The organism is Aeromicrobium sp. HA, from assembly GCF_027171405.1.
Classification (GTDB): Bacteria; Actinomycetota; Actinomycetes; order Propionibacteriales; family Nocardioidaceae; genus Aeromicrobium; species Aeromicrobium tamlense.
Map to the genome: position 1 here is coordinate 385,591 of NZ_CP114372.1, position 16,826 is coordinate 402,416.

General features: G+C 72.5%; 16 protein-coding genes. 11 read left to right on the forward strand and 5 right to left on the reverse strand.

The window, feature by feature from the left end; all coding sequences use genetic code 11:
- The first annotated feature begins 3 nt into the window (after nucleotides 1-3).
- Genes O3S82_RS01915 through O3S82_RS01930 form a run of 4 tightly spaced genes read left to right on the forward strand, consistent with a single transcriptional unit; the run spans nucleotide 4 to nucleotide 3,575 of the window.
- Nucleotides 4-867: a sugar phosphate isomerase/epimerase family protein gene (locus O3S82_RS01915; RefSeq protein ID WP_269305140.1), complete on the forward strand. Its 864-nt coding sequence runs from the start codon at nucleotides 4-6 to the stop codon at nucleotides 865-867.
- Entirely contained in the window at nucleotides 867-1,991 is a 1,125-nt protein-coding gene (locus tag O3S82_RS01920) for a Gfo/Idh/MocA family protein (protein WP_269305142.1), read from the forward strand. The genes O3S82_RS01915 and O3S82_RS01920 overlap by 1 nt, the downstream gene beginning before the upstream one ends.
- Before the next feature lie 17 nt (nucleotides 1,992-2,008).
- Entirely contained in the window at nucleotides 2,009-3,010 is a 1,002-nt protein-coding gene (locus tag O3S82_RS01925; RefSeq protein WP_269305144.1) for a sugar phosphate isomerase/epimerase family protein, read from the forward strand.
- A gap of 34 nt (nucleotides 3,011-3,044) precedes the next feature.
- The gene (locus O3S82_RS01930) at nucleotides 3,045-3,575 is read left to right on the forward strand and encodes a bifunctional adenosylcobinamide kinase/adenosylcobinamide-phosphate guanylyltransferase (protein ID WP_179426643.1); all 531 of its coding nucleotides are present in this window, start codon (nucleotides 3,045-3,047) and stop codon (nucleotides 3,573-3,575) included.
- A gap of 31 nt (nucleotides 3,576-3,606) precedes the next feature.
- On the opposite strand, the gene O3S82_RS01935 is transcribed toward O3S82_RS01930, so the two are convergent.
- The 4 genes from O3S82_RS01935 to O3S82_RS01950 are packed head-to-tail and all read right to left on the reverse strand — an operon-like array spanning nucleotide 3,607 to nucleotide 6,782.
- Nucleotides 3,607-4,209, reverse strand: coding sequence for a DNA-3-methyladenine glycosylase I (locus O3S82_RS01935; RefSeq protein WP_269305147.1), 603 nt, complete (start codon nucleotides 4,207-4,209; stop codon nucleotides 3,607-3,609).
- Nucleotides 4,206-4,985, reverse strand: a complete 780-nt coding sequence (locus tag O3S82_RS01940) for an adenosylcobinamide-GDP ribazoletransferase (protein WP_269305149.1) — start codon at nucleotides 4,983-4,985, stop codon at nucleotides 4,206-4,208. Before O3S82_RS01940 ends, O3S82_RS01935 begins: the two co-directional genes overlap by 4 nt.
- The gene (gene cobT, locus O3S82_RS01945) at nucleotides 4,982-6,001 is read right to left on the reverse strand and encodes a nicotinate-nucleotide--dimethylbenzimidazole phosphoribosyltransferase (RefSeq protein ID WP_269305151.1); all 1,020 of its coding nucleotides are present in this window, start codon (nucleotides 5,999-6,001) and stop codon (nucleotides 4,982-4,984) included. The genes O3S82_RS01940 and cobT overlap by 4 nt, the downstream gene beginning before the upstream one ends.
- On the reverse strand, nucleotides 5,958-6,782 hold the full coding sequence (locus O3S82_RS01950) for an SCO6745 family protein (protein WP_269305153.1): 825 nt from the start codon (nucleotides 6,780-6,782) through the stop codon (nucleotides 5,958-5,960). Before O3S82_RS01950 ends, cobT begins: the two co-directional genes overlap by 44 nt.
- A gap of 95 nt (nucleotides 6,783-6,877) precedes the next feature.
- On the opposite strand from O3S82_RS01950, the gene O3S82_RS01955 reads away from it, so the two are divergent.
- The gene (locus O3S82_RS01955; protein ID WP_269305154.1) at nucleotides 6,878-7,492 is read left to right on the forward strand and encodes a TetR/AcrR family transcriptional regulator; all 615 of its coding nucleotides are present in this window, start codon (nucleotides 6,878-6,880) and stop codon (nucleotides 7,490-7,492) included.
- Here O3S82_RS01955 and O3S82_RS01960 read toward each other — a convergent pair.
- On the reverse strand, nucleotides 7,486-7,980 hold the full coding sequence (locus O3S82_RS01960; protein ID WP_179426633.1) for an inorganic diphosphatase: 495 nt from the start codon (nucleotides 7,978-7,980) through the stop codon (nucleotides 7,486-7,488). The two genes, O3S82_RS01955 and O3S82_RS01960, sit on opposite strands and share 7 nt — an antisense overlap.
- 79 nt (nucleotides 7,981-8,059) lie before the next feature.
- Between O3S82_RS01960 and dacB the strand changes: the two genes are divergently transcribed.
- The 6 genes from dacB (at nucleotide 8,060) to ftsH (ending at nucleotide 16,817) form a co-directional block, all read left to right on the forward strand.
- Nucleotides 8,060-9,418, forward strand: coding sequence for a D-alanyl-D-alanine carboxypeptidase/D-alanyl-D-alanine endopeptidase (gene dacB / locus O3S82_RS01965; protein ID WP_269305157.1), 1,359 nt, complete (start codon nucleotides 8,060-8,062; stop codon nucleotides 9,416-9,418).
- Nucleotides 9,418-11,943 carry a DEAD/DEAH box helicase gene (locus O3S82_RS01970; RefSeq protein WP_179426629.1) on the forward strand — a complete coding sequence of 842 codons (2,526 nt, stop codon included), beginning with the start codon at nucleotides 9,418-9,420 and terminating at the stop codon, nucleotides 11,941-11,943. The genes dacB and O3S82_RS01970 overlap by 1 nt, the downstream gene beginning before the upstream one ends.
- Nucleotides 11,944-12,068: 125 nt before the next feature.
- A complete protein-coding gene (locus O3S82_RS01975; RefSeq protein ID WP_179426627.1) occupies nucleotides 12,069-13,109 on the forward strand; it encodes a zinc-dependent metalloprotease in 1,041 nt (346 codons plus the stop codon).
- Nucleotides 13,110-13,121: 12 nt separating this feature from the next.
- Nucleotides 13,122-14,093, forward strand: coding sequence for a tRNA lysidine(34) synthetase TilS (tilS, locus tag O3S82_RS01980; RefSeq protein ID WP_269305159.1), 972 nt, complete (start codon nucleotides 13,122-13,124; stop codon nucleotides 14,091-14,093).
- 93 nt (nucleotides 14,094-14,186) lie between these two features.
- Nucleotides 14,187-14,741: a hypoxanthine phosphoribosyltransferase gene (gene hpt, locus O3S82_RS01985; RefSeq protein ID WP_269305161.1), complete on the forward strand. Its 555-nt coding sequence runs from the start codon at nucleotides 14,187-14,189 to the stop codon at nucleotides 14,739-14,741.
- 54 nt (nucleotides 14,742-14,795) lie between these two features.
- Nucleotides 14,796-16,817 (forward strand): ATP-dependent zinc metalloprotease FtsH, encoded by a 2,022-nt coding sequence (gene ftsH / locus O3S82_RS01990; RefSeq protein ID WP_179426623.1) that lies wholly within the window; start codon nucleotides 14,796-14,798, stop codon nucleotides 16,815-16,817.
- The last annotated feature ends 9 nt before the right edge of the window (nucleotides 16,818-16,826 follow it).

Below are 16,826 nucleotides of genomic sequence, written 5' to 3' on the forward strand. Positions count from 1 at the left end.
CTTGTGCGCAGCATCGGCATCAACACGTGGGTCTGGCAGTCCCCGCTCACCGACGCCACGGTGGAGGCCCGCCTGGAGCACGTCGCCGCGCTCGGCTTCGACGCGGTCGAGCTCCCGCTCGAGGGACTCGGCGACCTGACGCCCGACGTCGTCGGGCCGGTGCTGGAGCGCACCGGGCTGGTGCCGCTCGTCGTGGGCGCCATGGCTCCCGGACGCGACCTCGTGGAGGCCGACGGCGCGGCGGTCGCGGCGACGCAGGACTACCTGCGTGGCTGCGTCGACCTCGCCTCCGGCATCGGCGCGGCCGCGGTCTGCGGACCGTTCTACGCGGCCACCGGCCGCACGTGGCGGATGACCCCGGACGAGCGGCGGTCCGCCTACGCGCAGTGGCGCGAGCACCTCGCACCGGTCGTCGAGCACGCGGCCGAGAGCGGCGTGCGGATCGGCATCGAGCCGCTCAACCGCTACGAGACCTCGCTCGTCAACACCGTGGCCCAGGCGCTCGAGGGACTCGACGGCCTGCTCGGCCCGTCGCTGGGCCTCGCCCTGGACACCTACCACCTGAACATCGAGGAGCGGTCCAGCGCGGACGCGGTCCGGGCGGCCGGCGAGCACCTCGTGCACGTGCAGGTCTGCGGCAGCGACCGCGGCGCACCCGGAGGCGACCAGACCGACTGGCCGGCCCTGATCGCCGCCCTCGACGAGGTCGGGCACACCGGCCCACTCGTCATCGAGAGCTTCACCGCCGAGAACGCCTCCATCGCGACGGCGGCCTCGATCTGGCGCCCGCTCGCGCCCACGCAGGACGACCTCGCCCGCGACGGTCTCGCGTTCCTGCGTGACCTGACCCGGACGGAGGCGGCGTGATGAGCGCGCGCGAGCTGCGGGTGGCCGTCATCGGCTACTCCTTCATGGGCCGGGCCCACTCCAACGCTTGGCGCAACGTCGGCGCGTTCCACCCCGACCTTCCCGCCGTGACCCAGCAGGTCCTCGTCGGTCGCGACGAGTCCGCCGTGCGCGGCGCCGCGCACCAGCTGGGCTGGCGCGAGTGGGCCACCGACTGGCGCGACGTGGTGACCCGCGACGACGTGGACGTCGTCGACGTCTGCACGCCCGGCCACCTCCACCACGAGATCGCGCTGGCCGCCCTGCGCGCCGGCAAGCACGTGGTGGTCGAGAAGCCGCTCACCAACACGATCGACCAGTCCGTCGAGCTCGTCGCCGCGGCGCAGGAGGCGCGCTCGCGCGGGGTGCGCTCGATGGTGGGGTTCAACTACCGCTGCGTGCCCGCGCTGGCGCTCGCCCGCGAGATCGTCGCCGAGGGCCGGATCGGCGAGGTCCGCCAGGTCCGGGCGTCCTACCTCCAGGACTGGCTCGTCGACCCCGACGCGCCGATGACGTGGCGGCTGCGCAAGGAGCAGGCCGGGTCCGGTGTGCTCGGCGACCTCGGCTCGCACGTCGTGGACCAGGTCCGCTTCCTGCTCGCCGACGAGATCGCGAGCGTCTCGGGCCGCCTCGAGACCTTCGTCGGGTCGCGTCCCGGACCCGCCGGCCCGGAGGACGTGACCGTCGACGACGCCGCGTGGGCGCTGCTCGGCACGAGCCGTGGCGCCGTCGTCAGCCTCGAGGTCAGCCGGATGGCCGCGGGCCGCAAGAACGCGCTGCAGATCGAGGTCTACGGCTCCCGTGGCTCGGTCGCCTTCGACCTCGAGCGCCTCAACGAGCTGTGGGTCGACACGGGCCAGGGCCGCACGCGCGTCCTCGTGACCGAGCCCGACCACCCGCACCTCGCCGCCTGGTGGCCGCCGGGCCACGTGCTGGGATGGGACCACACGTTCACGACGCAGGCCGCCGGGTTCCTGTCCGCGATCGCCGCGGGCGTCGACCCGACACCGTCGTTCGAGGACGGGCTCGCGGTGCAGCGGGTGCTCGACGCGATCGAGCGCAGCGCCGTGGCGGGCCGCGGCACGGTCGAGCTCGCGCGATCCTGATCATCGAAGGAGACACCATGGGCAAGCGCTTCACCCTCTTCACGGGCCAGTGGGCCGACCTCACCCTCGAGGAGGTCGCGGAGCTCGCGGCGCGCTGGGGGTACGACGGTCTCGAGATCGCCGTGTCGGGCGAGCACCTCGACGCGTGGCGCTGGGACGACGACGAGTACGTCGAGGGGCGCCTGGAGATCCTGCGCCGCCACGGGCTCGGCTGCTGGGCGATCTCGAACCACCTGAAGGGCCAGGCGGTCTGCGACGACCCGATCGACGACCGGCACCGCTCGATCGTGGGCCCGCGCGTGTGGGGCGACGGTGACCCCGAGGGCGTCCGCCGGCGCGCGGCCGAGGAGATGCAGCACACCGCGCGCCTTGCGCAGCGGATGGGCGTCGACGTCGTGGTGGGCTTCACGGGCTCGTCGATCTGGCAGTACGTGGCGATGTTCCCGCCGGTCCCCGCCGAGCGCATCGCGGCCGGCTACCAGGACTTCGCCGACCGCTGGAACCCGATCCTCGACGTCTTCGACGAGTGCGGCGTGCGATTCGCGCACGAGGTCCACCCGTCCGAGATCGCCTACGACCACTGGTCGACGGTGCGGGCGATGGAGGCGATCGGCCACCGCGAGGCGTTCGGCCTCAACTGGGACCCCAGCCACATGGTGTGGCAGGGGATCGACACCGTCGCGTTCATCAGCGACTTCGCCGACCGGATCTATCACGTGGACTGCAAGGACATCCGGATGCGGATGGGCGGCGGCAGGAACGGCATCCTCTCGTCGCACCTGCCGTGGGGCGACCAGCGCCGCGGCTGGGACTTCGTCTCCACGGGTCGCGGCGACGTGCCGTGGGAGGACGCGTTCCGCGCACTCGCCCGCATCGGCTACGACGGCCCGATCTCGGTGGAGTGGGAGGACGCGGGCATGGACCGCCTCCGCGGCGCCCCGGAGGCGCTGGGGTTCCTCAAGCGCTTCGACTTCGAGCCGCCGACCGCCTCGTTCGACTCCGTGTTCGATCAGGGCTGACCGTCGCGGCACCGGACGGGACTAGGCTGCGAGGGTGAGGACCCTCATCACCGGAGGCGTGCGCTCGGGCAAGTCGTTCCATGCCGAGTCGCTCGTCGTCGCGGCCCCCGACGTCACGTACATCGCCCCCGGTCCGGCCCCCGATCCGGAGTTCGACCCCGACTGGGCGGCCCGGGTCGAGGCGCACCGCAGCCGGCGTCCCGCCCACTGGAAGACGGTCGAGACCGCCGACCTCGAGCGCGCGATCGCGATGACCGACGACACGGTGATCATCGACTGCCTCGGCACGTGGGTGACCGCCCTGGTCAGCGAGCTCGACGGCTGGGACCAGACCCTCGACGACTGGGAGCCCGAGTTCTGGCTGCGCGTCGAGCGCGCCGCGCAGGCCATGACCGCGCACGGGGAGGACGTCGTCGTGGTGACGAACGAGGTCGGCTGGGGCGTCGTGCCCGAGCACCGCTCCGGGCGCCTCTTCCGCGACCTCCTCGGCAAGGTCAACCAGCGCTTCGCGATGGACTGCGACGAGGTCCTCCTCGTCGTCTCGGGCCGCGTCCTGCGCCTCTGACCCGCGCCGGGCTCGGCGCGCGAGGCCGCGCTCAGGCCGGAGGCGTGAAGGAGTCGCGCGCGGCGGCGACGCTGGCCCGTACGACGCAGTCGTGCGCGTGGTCGTTCACCAGGCCCATCGCCTGCATGAACGAGAAGACCGTGGTCGGGCCGACGAACTTCCAGCCGCGCTTCTTGAGGTCCTTCGACAGGGCGATCGCGGTGGGCGAGGTGGTGAGCGTCTGCGGCGCGGGGATCTCGGCGGGGTCGGGCTCGTGACGCCAGACGAACGCCGCGAGCGAGCCCTCGGACTCGACCAGCTCGAGCGCGCGGCCGGCGTTGTTGATCGCCGCCTCGATCTTGCCGCGGTGCCGCACGATGCCGGCGTCGGCCAGCATCCGCAGGACGTCGGACTCGTCGAACCCGGCCACGGTGTCGAGGTCGAAGCCCGCGAACGCCGCCCGGAAGCTCTCGCGCTTGTCCAGGATCGTGCGCCACGACAGCCCCGACTGGAACCCCTCGAGGCAGAACTTCTCGAACAGCCGCACGTCGTCGGCGACGGGGAAGCCCCACTCGGTGTCGTGGTACTCCACGAAGCCGGGCGCGCTGCCCGCCCAGTCGCAGCGTGGCTGGCCGTCGGGGCCGAGGAAGGTCATGCGATCACCGCCGAGAAGCCGATCAGGAGGACAGCGAGGGCGACCTCGACCGAGGCGCCCACCGCATCGCCGATGATGCCACCCAGGCGACGCGCGACGTGGGCGACCAGCAGGAGGACCACGAGCAGCGTGGCCGCGACGGCGATGAGCCCCTGCGCCACGGTGGCGTCGGTGAGCCCCGTGACGGCCGCGCCGGCGACAGCGACGAGGAGCCAGACGGTCGCGAGTGCGAGGGGGCGCACGCTGCCGGCGAAGGTGGCGCCCATGCCGTCCTGGCGGGCGGCCGGCACTCCGTGCCGCAGGCCCACGGTGGCACCCGCGCGGGCGAGGCACCACAGCACGCCGACGGCCACGAAGCCTCGCTCCCAGCACACGATCAGCGTGCCCGCGGCGGCGGCCTGCGCGAGCAGGACCAGGACGAGGGCGGCGGCTCCCGCGGGGCCGACGTCGCCGGTGCGCGCGACGGTCAGCGCCCGCTCGCGGTCGTAGGACGAGGCCAGCGCGTCGGTCGTGTCGGCGAGCCCATCGAGGTGGAAGCCGCGGGTCGCCCAGGCCCCGGAGCCGATCGCGAGGGCGCCGACGACGAGCTGGTTCAGGCCGAGCTCGCGCCCGCCCCACGCCACGAGCGCCACGAGCAGGCCGACGGGAACGACCGCGAGCGGCGCGATCGCCACCGCGATGCCTGCGGTGCGGCGGTCGACCTGCCGCGGCGGCGGCACGGGGAGGGCACTGAAGGTGCCGACCGACAGCCGGACGGCGTCCCCGAACCGGCTCACAGGATCTCGGAGAGGAGCGCCATGTCCGAGAGCAGCAGGGCGGCCGAGCGCACGAGCGGCACCGCGGTGACGGCGCCCGAGCCCTCGCCCAGGCGCATGCCGAGGTCGAGCAGTGGCTCGAGGCCGAGGTCCTTCAGGGCGTGCCACTGGGCGCCCTCGGTGGAGCGGTGACCAGCGGCGAGCCACGGGGCGACGCCCGGCGTCAGCCGCTCGGCCACGAGCGCGGCGGCCGTGGCGATCGCGCCGTCGAGCAGCACGGGGACACCGGCCTGCGCAGCCGCGCTGATGAAGCCGGCCTGGGCGGCGATGTCGGGGCTGCCGATCGCGCTCAGCAGGTCGATGGGATCGGCCGTGCGGTCCTGCGCGCGGCGCAGCGCCGTGTCGATGACCTCGGTCTTGACCCGCAGGCCCTCGTCGTCGATACCGGTGCCGCGGCCGACGACCTCGACGGCCGGCAGACCCAGGACCGCGGCGGTGAGGACCGCGGCGGTGGTGGTGTCGCCGATGCCCATGTCGCCGCCGATCAGCAGGTCGGCGCCGGCCGCGATCTCCTCGGCGGCGATCGCCGCGCCGGCCTCGACCGCGCGGCGCGCCTCGCCGAGGGTCATCGCGTCGGCGAGGTGGAACGGCTCGGTGCCGCGGCGGATCTTGTACGCGCCGATCGCGGGGTCGAGGTCGGGGAAGTCGCCGTCGACGCCGAGGTCGAGCACGCGCAGGTGCACGTCGTGCTGGCGGGCGAGGACCGAGGTGCCGGCCACGCCGGACGCGAACGCGCGCACCATCGCGCCGGTGACGGCCGACGGGTAGGCCGAGACGCCGTGCGCCGCGACGCCGTGGTCGCCGGCGAAGACGACCGCCCTCACGTGCGACGGGGGAGCGGGCGTCGCCTCGCCGCGCACCGAGGACCACCAGACCGCCAGCTCGCCGAGCCTGCCGAGCGCCCCCGTGGGGATCGCCAGGGCGGCGAGGCGGTCACGAGCTGCGGTGCGTGCGTCCTGCGAGGGCGGGGTGATCATCTGCCCATTGTCCCGCCATCGCGACCAGGTCGTCCTCGAGGGTCAGCAGCCGGGACGTGGCCTCGCGATCGAGGCCGGCGGCCACGACGCGGTCGGTGGCGTCCTCGATCTGGGCGCGCGCGGCGGTGCCGGTCTCGGTGGCGGTGCCGTCGGGCGCGAGCCAGCCGCGGGTCACGAGTCCGGCGATCGCCTCGGCCCACTCCTGCTCGGTCCAGCCGCGCATCGTGCGCTGGTCGGCGAACCACGACCACCCGGTGGCGACGGCGAGCGCGTTCGAGGCCGCGCCACCCAGCCCCGCGGAGGTCAGGACCGCGAGGTGGCAGTCGCCGCGGTACTCGCGCAGCGCCGTGACGGACTGCCAGAAGTCGACGACGGGGTCGTCCGAGGCGGGCAGGCCGGCGTGAGCGGCGGCCAGGGGCTTGCCGGCCCAGTCGACGCCGTCCAGCACGCTGCGGGTCTTCGCGGCCAGGGCCGAGGCCTGGTCCGCGACGTTCGCGAGCAGGTCGCGCGCCAAGGAGTACCGGGCCTCGAGCACGCGGTCGCGGTCGGCGAGGCGCCACGCGTCGGGCAGCGCGCGTTCGACGAGGCGCGGCGCGAAGCCGTGGAAGGTCGCGATCACCAGCTCGGGGGCCGGCGTGCCGAGGGCGGCGGAGCGGCTGGCGAAGTAGCCCATCCAATAGCCCTTGAGGCCGATCGCCTCGTAGCGCGCCTTCGACTCGGGCGCGAAGTAGACGCCTCCGTGCAGGTTCTCGATCGCCGACCAGAGGGCTCGTGAGGTCATGGGCCCGACCCTAGCGGCGCGTCGATTCGGGATCCGGGGGCGACAGACGCCGAGTTTCAGATACCATCGGTATGCGAATACCGAAGGAGCCAGCCGTGTCCCAGACGAGAGTGAGCCGGGCCGAGCGTCAGCAGCAGACGCGCGAACGCCTCATCGAGGTGGCCACCGAGATGTTCCTCGACGTCGGGTACTCCGGCACGTCGCTGGACAAGGTGGCCGTCGAGGCCGGCTTCTCCAAGGGTGCGGTCTACTCCAACTTCGCCGGCAAAGAAGAGCTCTGCATGGCGGCGCTCGACACGATCCACGCCGAGAAGATCCGCCTCGTGCACCAGATGTTCACCGAGGACACGTCGATCGAGACGCGCCTCAAGAGCTTCGTCGAGTGGTCGCGATCGGGTCTGGGCGAGCCGCGCTGGACGGCGCTCGAGGTGGAGTTCGCCGCCGTCGCGCGGCACAACCCCTGGGTCGCGTCCGAGCTGGTGAAGCGTCACCGCGAGGTGCGTCGGCTCATCGCCCAGCTGATCTCGGCGACCGTGGAGGACGCCGGCCTGGAGACGACGGTGCCGGTCGAGCACGTGGCCACGGCCCTGTTGGCGCTCGGCGCGGGTCTGGGCGGCCTGCGCGCGCTCGACCCGAAGGTCGACATGGACGTGTTCGGTGACGTGCTCGCCGGACTGGTCAGGCCCCGGAGGGACCCGGCGGCTCAGTAGCCGCCGTTGGCCGTGAACCGCTCGAGGCTGGCCTTGATCTCGGCCTCGGCCTGTTCGCGGCCGACCCACTCGGACCCCTCCTCGACGGACTTGCCGGGCTCGAGGTCCTTGTAGCTGGTGAAGAAGTGCTCGATCTCCTGCAGGTCGAAGTCCGACACGTCGGTGACGTCCTGCAGGTGGTCGTGGCGCGGGTCGCCTGCGGGGACGCACAGGATCTTGTCGTCGCCGCCGGCCTCGTCGGTCATCTTGAACATGCCGATCGCGCGGCACTCGATGACGCAGCCGGGGAAGGTCGGGAAGGGCAGGATGACCAGCGCGTCCAGCGGGTCGCCGTCGTTGCCGAGGGTGTTGTCGATGAAGCCGTAGTCGGCCGGGTACTGCATCGACGTGAAGAGCGTGCGGTCCAGCCGGATGCGGTGGGTCTTGTGGTCGAGCTCGTACTTGTTCCGCTCGCCCTTGGGGATCTCCACGGTGACGTCAAAGAACACGGTTCCTCCGGCTTGGTCTTGATGGGTGTCACATAGTCTGACGCACGTGACGGCCCGTGGTCCCCGCAGGGGGGAGAGAGTGCATGCGGCCTGGGTGCTGCCGCTGCTCGTGCTCGTGACGCTGGCGTCGATCACCTGGCTGTACGTCCGCGGCGACCTGAACCCCATCTTGTGCGACGGGCCGTGCGGACCGCAATTCGTGACCGCGCCCGTGGGCCTGGAGCCCGCCTCGCCGGACCCCGCGCGGGCGGCCTCGGTCGGCTCGGGTCCGATCACGGCGGGCGAGCTGGAGGCCGCGGTGGCGGGTCCGCTCCGCTCCGACGCGCTCGGCGGCCGCACCAGCCTGGTCGCCCTCGACGCGCGCGACGGCACGGTGCTGGCCGACGAGTCCGACGGAGCCCACGTCCCGGCCTCCACGACCAAGGTCCTCACGGCGGTCGGCGCCCTGGCCGAGCTGGGCCCCGACGCCACCTTCACCACCTCGGTCGTGCGCGACGGCAGCCGGCTCGTCCTGGTCGGCGGCGGCGACCCCTACCTGAGCGACGTCCGGACGAAGGGCTCACCGGTCGAGCGCGCCGACCTCGCCACCCTGGCCGCGGCCACGGCGAAGCAGGTCGGCGACCAGCAGGTCAGCCTCGGCTACGACGTCTCCTTGTTCTCCGGCCCGTCCGTGAGCCCGGCGTGGGAGGACGGCTACGTCGGTGCGGTCGTCGCGCCGGTCAGCTCGCTGTGGATCGACCGCGGCCGCGTCGGCGCCGCCCGCTCCACCGATCCGGCAGGCGACGCCGCGCGCCGCTTCGCCGAGCTGCTGCGGGCGCGCGGGGTCGACGTGACGGGCGAGCCGCAGCAGGCCGAGGCGCCCGCGGACGCGACGCGCGTGGCCGCCGTCCGCAGCGCCCGGCTCTCGCGCATCGTCGAGCAGTTTCTCGCCGACTCCGACAACGAGGTCGCCGAGGTGCTGCTGCGTCAGGCCGCGATCGCGGCGGGGGAGCCCGGCTCGTTCGCCGGGGGTGCGAAGGTGGTGAGCCAGGTCCTGCGGCAGGCGGGCGTGACGACGGAGGGACTCGTGCTGTACGACGGCAGCGGCCTGTCGCGCAAGAACCGCATCGCGGCGCGCACCCTGGCCGAGACGATGGTCGAGGTGGCGGCGACCCCTCGCCTGGGGTCGGTGCTGAGCGGCCTGCCCGTCGGCGGCTTCAGCGGCACCCTCGAGAACCGCTACGACCGCGCCGGCGACGCACGGGGTCGCATCCGGGCGAAGACCGGCACGCTCACGGGCGTCCACTCCCTCGCCGGGGTGGTCACCCTCTCGGGCGGGCGGCCCGTGGCGTTCGCGCTGATGGCCGACGACACCGAGCAGGTCAACCCGTTCGAGACCCAGGCCGCGCTCGACCGCGTGACGGTCGCGATGGCCGACTGCGCCTGCGGGGCCCGCTGATGGCGCGCCTCGTCGACCGCCTCCCGTCGGGCACCACCGACGACGTCGACGCCGTCCACGAGGCGATCCTGCAGTGGGTCGAGGACCGCGGACTGACCCTCTACCCGGCGCAGGACGAGGCGATCCTCGAGATGGTCGCCGGCTCGAACGTCGTCCTCGCCACCCCCACCGGCTCGGGCAAGAGCCTCGTCGCCACCGCCGCGATGGGCGCCGCCCTCGCCCGTGGCGAGTGCAGCGTCTACACCGCGCCGATCAAGGCGCTCGTGAGCGAGAAGTTCTTCGACCTGTGCGAGATCTTCGGCGCCGAGAACGTCGGCATGGTCACGGGCGACGCCGCGGTGAACGCCGACGCCCCGATCATCGCCGCCACGGCCGAGATCCTCGCGAACATGGCGCTGCGCGAGGGCGCGGACGCCGACATCGGCCTCGTCGTGATGGACGAGTTCCACTTCTACGCCGACCCCGAGCGCGGCTGGGCCTGGCAGGTGCCGCTCATCGAGCTGCCGCGCGCGCAGTTCCTCCTGATGTCCGCCACGCTCGGCGACACCACGCGCCTCGAGGCCGACCTCGCCCGCCGCACCGGCCGCGAGACCGTCGCGGTCACGTCGGTCGAGCGACCCGTCCCGCTCGTCAGCGAGTACGTCACGACGCCGGTGCACGAGACGCTCGAGCAGCTCGTCGAGACGCACCAGACCCCGGTCTACGTCGTGCACTTCTCACAGGCCGCCGCGCTCGAGCGGGCGCAGGCGCTCACCAGCGCCAAGGTCGCCACGCGCGCCGAGCGCGACGCGATCGCCGAGGCGCTCGGCGACTTCCGCTTCACCTCGGCGTTCGGCAAGACGCTCTCGCGGCTGATCCGCATGGGGATCGGCGTGCACCACGCGGGCATGCTGCCGCGCTACCGCCGCCTCGTCGAGACCCTCACGCAGCAGGGACTGCTCAAGGTCGTGTGCGGCACCGACACGCTCGGCGTCGGCATCAACGTGCCGATCCGCACGGTGCTGTTCAGCGGGCTGAGCAAGTACGACGGCACCCGTCAGCGACACCTCCAGGTGCGCGAGTTCCAGCAGATCGCCGGCCGTGCCGGGCGGGCCGGGTTCGACACCGTCGGCCACGTGGTCGTCGAGGCGCCCGAGCACGAGATCGAGAACGCCAAGCTCGTGCGCAAGGCCGGCGACGACCCGAAGAAGCTCAAGCGCATCCAGCGCAAGAAGCCCCCCGAGGGGTTCGTCTCGTGGGGCCACGGCACGTTCGAGCGCCTCGTCAACGGCACGCCCGAGGCGCTGCACTCGCGGATGAAGGTCAGCCACGCGATGGTCCTCGACGTCATCACCCGGCCCGGTGACGCGCGGGCCGCCCTGGAGCACCTCGTGCGCGAGAGCGGCGAGACCGAGGAGTCGCAGGAGCGACTGCTCGCGCAGGTCGACCACATCATCGAGGCGCTGCTGGCCGGGGAGGTCGTCGAGCGGATCGACCCGCCCGACGCCGAGGGTCGCACGCTGCGCCTCACCGTCGACCTGCAGGCCAACTTCGCGCTCAACCAGCCGCTCTCGCCGTTCGCGGTGGCCGCCTTCGACCTGCTCGACCGCGAGTCGCCCACCTACGCGCTCGACGTCGTCTCGGTGGTCGAGTCCACGCTCGACGACCCGCGCCCCATCATCAGCGCCCAGCGCTTCCGCGCCCGCGGCGAGGCCGTCGCCGAGATGAAGATGGACGGCATCGAGTACGACGAGCGGATGGAGCTCCTCGAGGACGTCGAGCACCCGCAGCCGCTGCGCGACCTGCTCGAGGCCGCCTACGAGATGTACCGCCAGGGGCACCCGTGGGTCGCCGACCACGAGCTGCGGCCGAAGTCGGTCGTGCGCGAGATGTGGGAGCGGGCGATGACGTTCTCCGAGCTCATCGCCGACTACCGTCTCGCGCGGTCCGAGGGCCTCGTCCTGCGGTACCTCTCCGACGTCTACAAGACCCTGGTCCGCACCGTGCCCACGGCGGTCCGCGACGACGAGCTGACCGACCTCACCGAGTGGCTCGGCGAGCTCGTGCGCCAGACCGACTCGAGCCTGCTCGACGAGTGGGAGCAGCTCATCGCGCCCGGGGAGGACCCGGCCGACGTGCGTCCGCAGGCCACCGGCGCCGAGACGCCGCGCCCCCTCACCGCCAACGCCCGCGCGTTCCGCGTCCTCGTCCGCAACGCGATGTTCCGCAGGGTCGAGCTGGCCGCCTTCGGCCGCTGGGAGGCCCTCGGCGAGCTCGACGCCGAGGACGGTTGGGACGCGCTCGCCTGGCGCGAGGCGATGCTCGGCTACCGGGAGGAGTACGAGGAGCTCGGCACCGGCCCGTCGGCCCGCGGGCCCGAGCTGTTCATGGTCGAGGACGACAGCACCCGCACGTGGAAGGTGCGCCAGGTCTTCGAGGACCCCGAGGGCGACCGCGACTGGGGCATCGCCGCCGAGGTCGACCTCGACGCCTCCGACGAGCAGGGCGAGCCCGTCGTGCGCGTCCTCGACGTCGGCCCCCGCTGACCCTCCGCGCCCTACCCCCTCCCCACTCTTGGAGCGGGATGCACCGTCTGTCGCCGGATTCACGTGGATCCCGTTCCGAAAGTGAGGGCGGGCCGGGCGAGGGCGCAGGCCGTAGGTTGGACGCCATGATCGACTGGAACGTCGCGCGCTCCACGGCCCGGCGCCTCATGCGGCCCGGACCCGACCTGAGCCCGGCCGAGGTCGAGGACGTCGTCGCCGAGCTCCGCGAGGCCTCGCGCATCGCCGAGGGGCCCGTGCGCGAGTTCACCGGGCTCGTCCCGGCGTACCCCACGCCCGTGCTCGTGGTCGACCGTCCGCGCTGGGCCGACGCGAACCTCGCCGCGTTCGAGGTCCTCATGGGTCCCTTCGACGAGAAGCTGGCGGCGGCGGGCAAGATGCCCACCGGGATCCCGCGTGCGGTCGGCGGACGCGTCACCGGCGCCGAGCTCGGCGCGATCGTGGCGTTCCTCGGCGGCAAGGTGCTCGGCCAGTTCGATCCGTTCGCCGAGGGCGAGCACGGCCCCGGCCGACTCCTGCTGGTGGCTCCCAACGTCGTGCACGTCGAGCGCGAGCTCGGCGTCGACCCCACCGACTTCCGCCGCTGGGTGTGCCTCCACGAGGAGACGCACCGCGCGCAGTTCACGGCCGTGCCCTGGATGCGCGACCACATGCTGGCCCAGGTGGCCCGGCTCATGGACGCCACCGACGTGGGCGGGGGAGCCGTCACCGACATGCTCTCCGAGGCGCTGCCCGAGCTCGTGCGCATCGTCCGCGGCGAGTCCGACAAGTCGCTCTCCGACCTGTTCCAGAACGAGCAGCAGCGCGAGGTCATCGACGGTCTCACGGGCCTCATGTCCCTGCTCGAGGGCCACGCGGACGTGGTGATGGACGACATCGGTCCCGAGGTCGTGCCGAGCGTCGCCGAGATCCGCCGCAAGTTCACGAAGCGCCGCGGCTCGGGCTCGGCCCTGTCGAAGGTGCTGCGCCGCCTGCTCGGCTACGAGGCCAAGATGCGCCAGTACAGCGACGGCGCCAAGTTCGTGCGCGCCGTCACCGACCAGGTCGGCAAGGACGGCTTCGACGCGGTGTGGGCCGACGCCGCCCACCTGCCCACCCGGGCCGAGATCGTCGACCCGAAATCGTGGGTCTCCCGCGTCCACGGCTGAGACGCTGGGTCGGTGAGACCACCCGAAGGTGAGGACCGACCGACGAGCCGCCTCGACGCGCTCGTGGCGCGGGCGCGCCGGCTCGTCGAGCCGCACCTCGCGCCCGGTGCGGTCGTCGCGGTCTCGGGCGGTGCCGACTCGCTCGCGCTGGCCGCGGTCGCCGGGTTCTTCGTGCGCCGCCGCGGGTTGGACGCGCGCGCGGTGGTCGTCGACCACGGCCTCCAGGACGGGTCGGCGGAGGTCGCGTCCCGCGCCGCCGCGCAGTGCGAGGCCCTCGGCCTGCCCGCCACGGTGTGCCGCGTCGAGGTCCGCGACCTCGGCAGCGGACCCGAGGACGCCGCCCGCGTGGCTCGCCATCGGGCCCTGCACGCGGAGGCTGACGGGGCTCCGATCCTGCTCGCCCACACGCTCGACGACCAGGCCGAGTCGGTCCTGCTGGGACTCGCCCGCGGCTCGGGGCCGCGATCGATCGACGGGATGCGGCCCGCCAGCGGAGCCCTGCGCCGTCCGTTCCTCGCGCTGCGTCGCGCCGAGACCGAGCGGATCTGCGCGCTGCACGACGTCGAGCCGTGGCACGACCCGCACAACGACGACCCCGCCTACCGCCGCGTGCGGGTGCGCCACGAGCTGCTGCCGCTCATGGAGGAGGTGCTCGGCGGGGGAGTGGCCGAGGCGCTCGCCCGCACGGCCGACCTCGTGCGCGCCGACGCCGACCTGCTCGACGCGATGGCCTGCGACGAGGCGCCGCCGTCGGGCGCGATCGACGACGTGACGGCGTTCGCCGACCTCGACCCGGCGGTGCGGATGCGCGTCTGGCGACGCCTCGCTGTGGCCGCGGGCGCCGCGGCGGGCGAGCTCTCGCACGCGCACACCCGGGCCCTCGACGGCCTGCTCGACGCCCGCGGCGGCACGCGCATCGAGCTCCCCGGTCACGTCACCGCCGTGCGCGACGGCCGCGGGGTCCGGTTCCTCGACGCACGATGAGGCCTTTCGCCCCGCTGGGGTGCCCGAATGCCTCATCGTTCGTCCCGGCCACCAGGCGACGCCCGATGTCGTCCCTTGTGGCACGCTGACACCGTGGACACCTCGCACGTCGAAGCCGACCTCGACCTGACCCAGACGCTCTTCACCGAGGAGCAGATCAAGGAGAGGCTGGCCGAGCTGGCCCGGCGGATCGAGACCGACTACGAGGGCCGCGAGATCCTGCTCGTCGGCGTGCTGAAGGGCGCGGTCATGGTGATGGCCGACCTCGCGCGCGAGCTGAACCGCCACGTCGAGATCGACTGGATGGCGGTGTCGTCCTACGCCGGCACCAAGTCGTCGGGCGTCGTGCGGATCCTCAAGGACCTCGACACCGACCTCGAGGGACGCCACGTCCTCATCGTCGAGGACATCATCGACACCGGCCTCACCCTGTCGTGGCTCGTGGCCAACCTGAAGTCCCGCGGCCCCGCGTCGGTCGAGATCGCCACGCTGCTGCGCAAGCCCGAGGCCCTCGAGATGCCGGTCGACGTCAAGTACGTCGGCTTCGACATCCCGAACGCGTTCGTCATCGGCTACGGACTGGACTACGACGAGAAGTACCGGAATTTGCGCAGCATCGGCACACTGGCTGAGCACATGTACTCCTGAGCACGTGGCTGAGAGCACCGGACGGAACCAGACCTGCATGAACGACGAGGCGGCATGAACATCAAGAGCGTGTTCAAGGGACCGTGGCTGTGGATCATCCTGATCGCCGGCGTGGTCATCGGCGTCCTGACGTTCTCCGGCTCGGCCGACGGCTACCGCGAGGTCAAGACGGCAACGATGGTGGGCTACTTCGACGACGCGAAGGTCAAGGAGGTCACCTTCGTCGACGGCGACCAGGAGATCCGCGCCACCCTGAAGGGTGACAAGGAGGACAAGGTCAAGGCCACCTGGCTCGGCCAGGACCAGGGCTCGCAGCTCGTCACGCAGGCCCAGGAGCTCGTCAACGACGACAAGATGACCTCCTACAACGTCAAGGTCCCGCCGAAGAACACGCTCCTCTCGGTGCTGCTGAGCTTCCTGCCGTTCGTCATCTTCATCCTCATCTTCCTGTGGCTGATGAACTCGATGCAGGGCGGCGGAGGCCGCGTCATGCAGTTCGCCAAGTCCAAGGCGAAGTTGATGACCAAGGACACCCCGCAGACCACATTCGCCGACGTCGCCGGCTGCGACGAGGCCATCGAGGAGCTCGGCGAGATCAAGGAGTTCCTCCAGGAGCCCGCCAAGTTCCAGGCCGTCGGCGCGAAGATCCCCAAGGGCGTGCTGCTCTACGGTCCTCCCGGCACCGGCAAGACCCTGCTGGCGCGCGCCGTCGCGGGCGAGGCCGGCGTGCCGTTCTACTCGATCTCCGGCTCGGACTTCGTCGAGATGTTCGTCGGCGTCGGCGCCAGCCGCGTGCGCGACCTGTTCGAGCAGGCGAAGGACAACGCCCCGGCGATCGTCTTCATCGACGAGATCGACGCCGTCGGCCGTCACCGCGGCACCGGCATGGGCGGCGGTCACGACGAGCGCGAGCAGACCCTCAACCAGTTGCTCGTCGAGATGGACGGCTTCGACGTGCGCGGCGGCGTCATCCTCATCGCCGCGACCAACCGTCCCGACGTGCTCGACCCGGCGCTGCTGCGCCCCGGTCGCTTCGACCGCCAGATCGCCGTCGAGGCGCCCGACCTGGCCGGACGCACCCAGATCCTGAAGGTCCACGCCCGGGGCAAGCCGATCGCGCCCGGCGTCGACCTCGAGGCCGTCGCCCGCCGCACCCCCGGCTTCAGCGGCGCCGACCTGGCCAACGTGCTCAACGAGGCCGCGCTGCTCACGGCGCGCAGCTCGGCCACCACGATCGACGACGCCTCCCTCGACGAGGCGATCGACCGCGTGATCTCGGGCCCGCAGAAGCGCACGCGCCTCATGAACGAGCACGAGCGGCTCGTCACCGCCTACCACGAGGGCGGGCACGCCCTGGTGGCCGCGGCGCTGCCGCAGAGCGACCCCGTGCACAAGATCACGATCCTGCCGCGTGGTCGCGCCCTGGGCTACACGATGGTGCTGCCCGACGAGGACAAGTACAGCCAGACCCGCGCCGAGCTGCTCGACAAGCTGGCCTACATGCTCGGTGGCCGTGCCGCCGAGGAGCTCGTGTTCCACAACCCCACCACGGGTGCGGGCAACGACATCGAGAAGGCCACCAGCCTGGCCCGCGCGATGGTCACGCAGTACGGCATGAGCGAGCGCATCGGCGCCGTCCGCTTCGGCGAGGACAACGGCCAGCCGTTCCTCGGCCGCGACATCGGCCACTCGCGCAACTACTCCGAGGAGATCGCCGCGACGATCGACGACGAGATCTCCGCCCTCATCGCGCACGCCCACCAGGAGGCGTTCGACATCCTCGTGGAGAACCGCGAGGTCCTCGACACGCTGGTGCGCGAGCTGATGGAGAAGGAGACACTCGACAAGGCCCAGGTCGCCCGCATCTTCGAGGCCCTCACCATGCGCGAGATCCGTCCCGCGTGGACCGGCTCCGAGAACCGCCTGCCGTCGACGCAGCCGCCCATCGTCGTGCCGGCACGCAACGGCTCACACGCCGATGCCGGGCCCGAGGACGGTATCGTCGTCGGACCGGACTCCGGCTCGGACGCGCCTCCCGCCGACCAGCCGCAGCCGGGCGAGTCACCCACGAACTGAGGAGCGGCC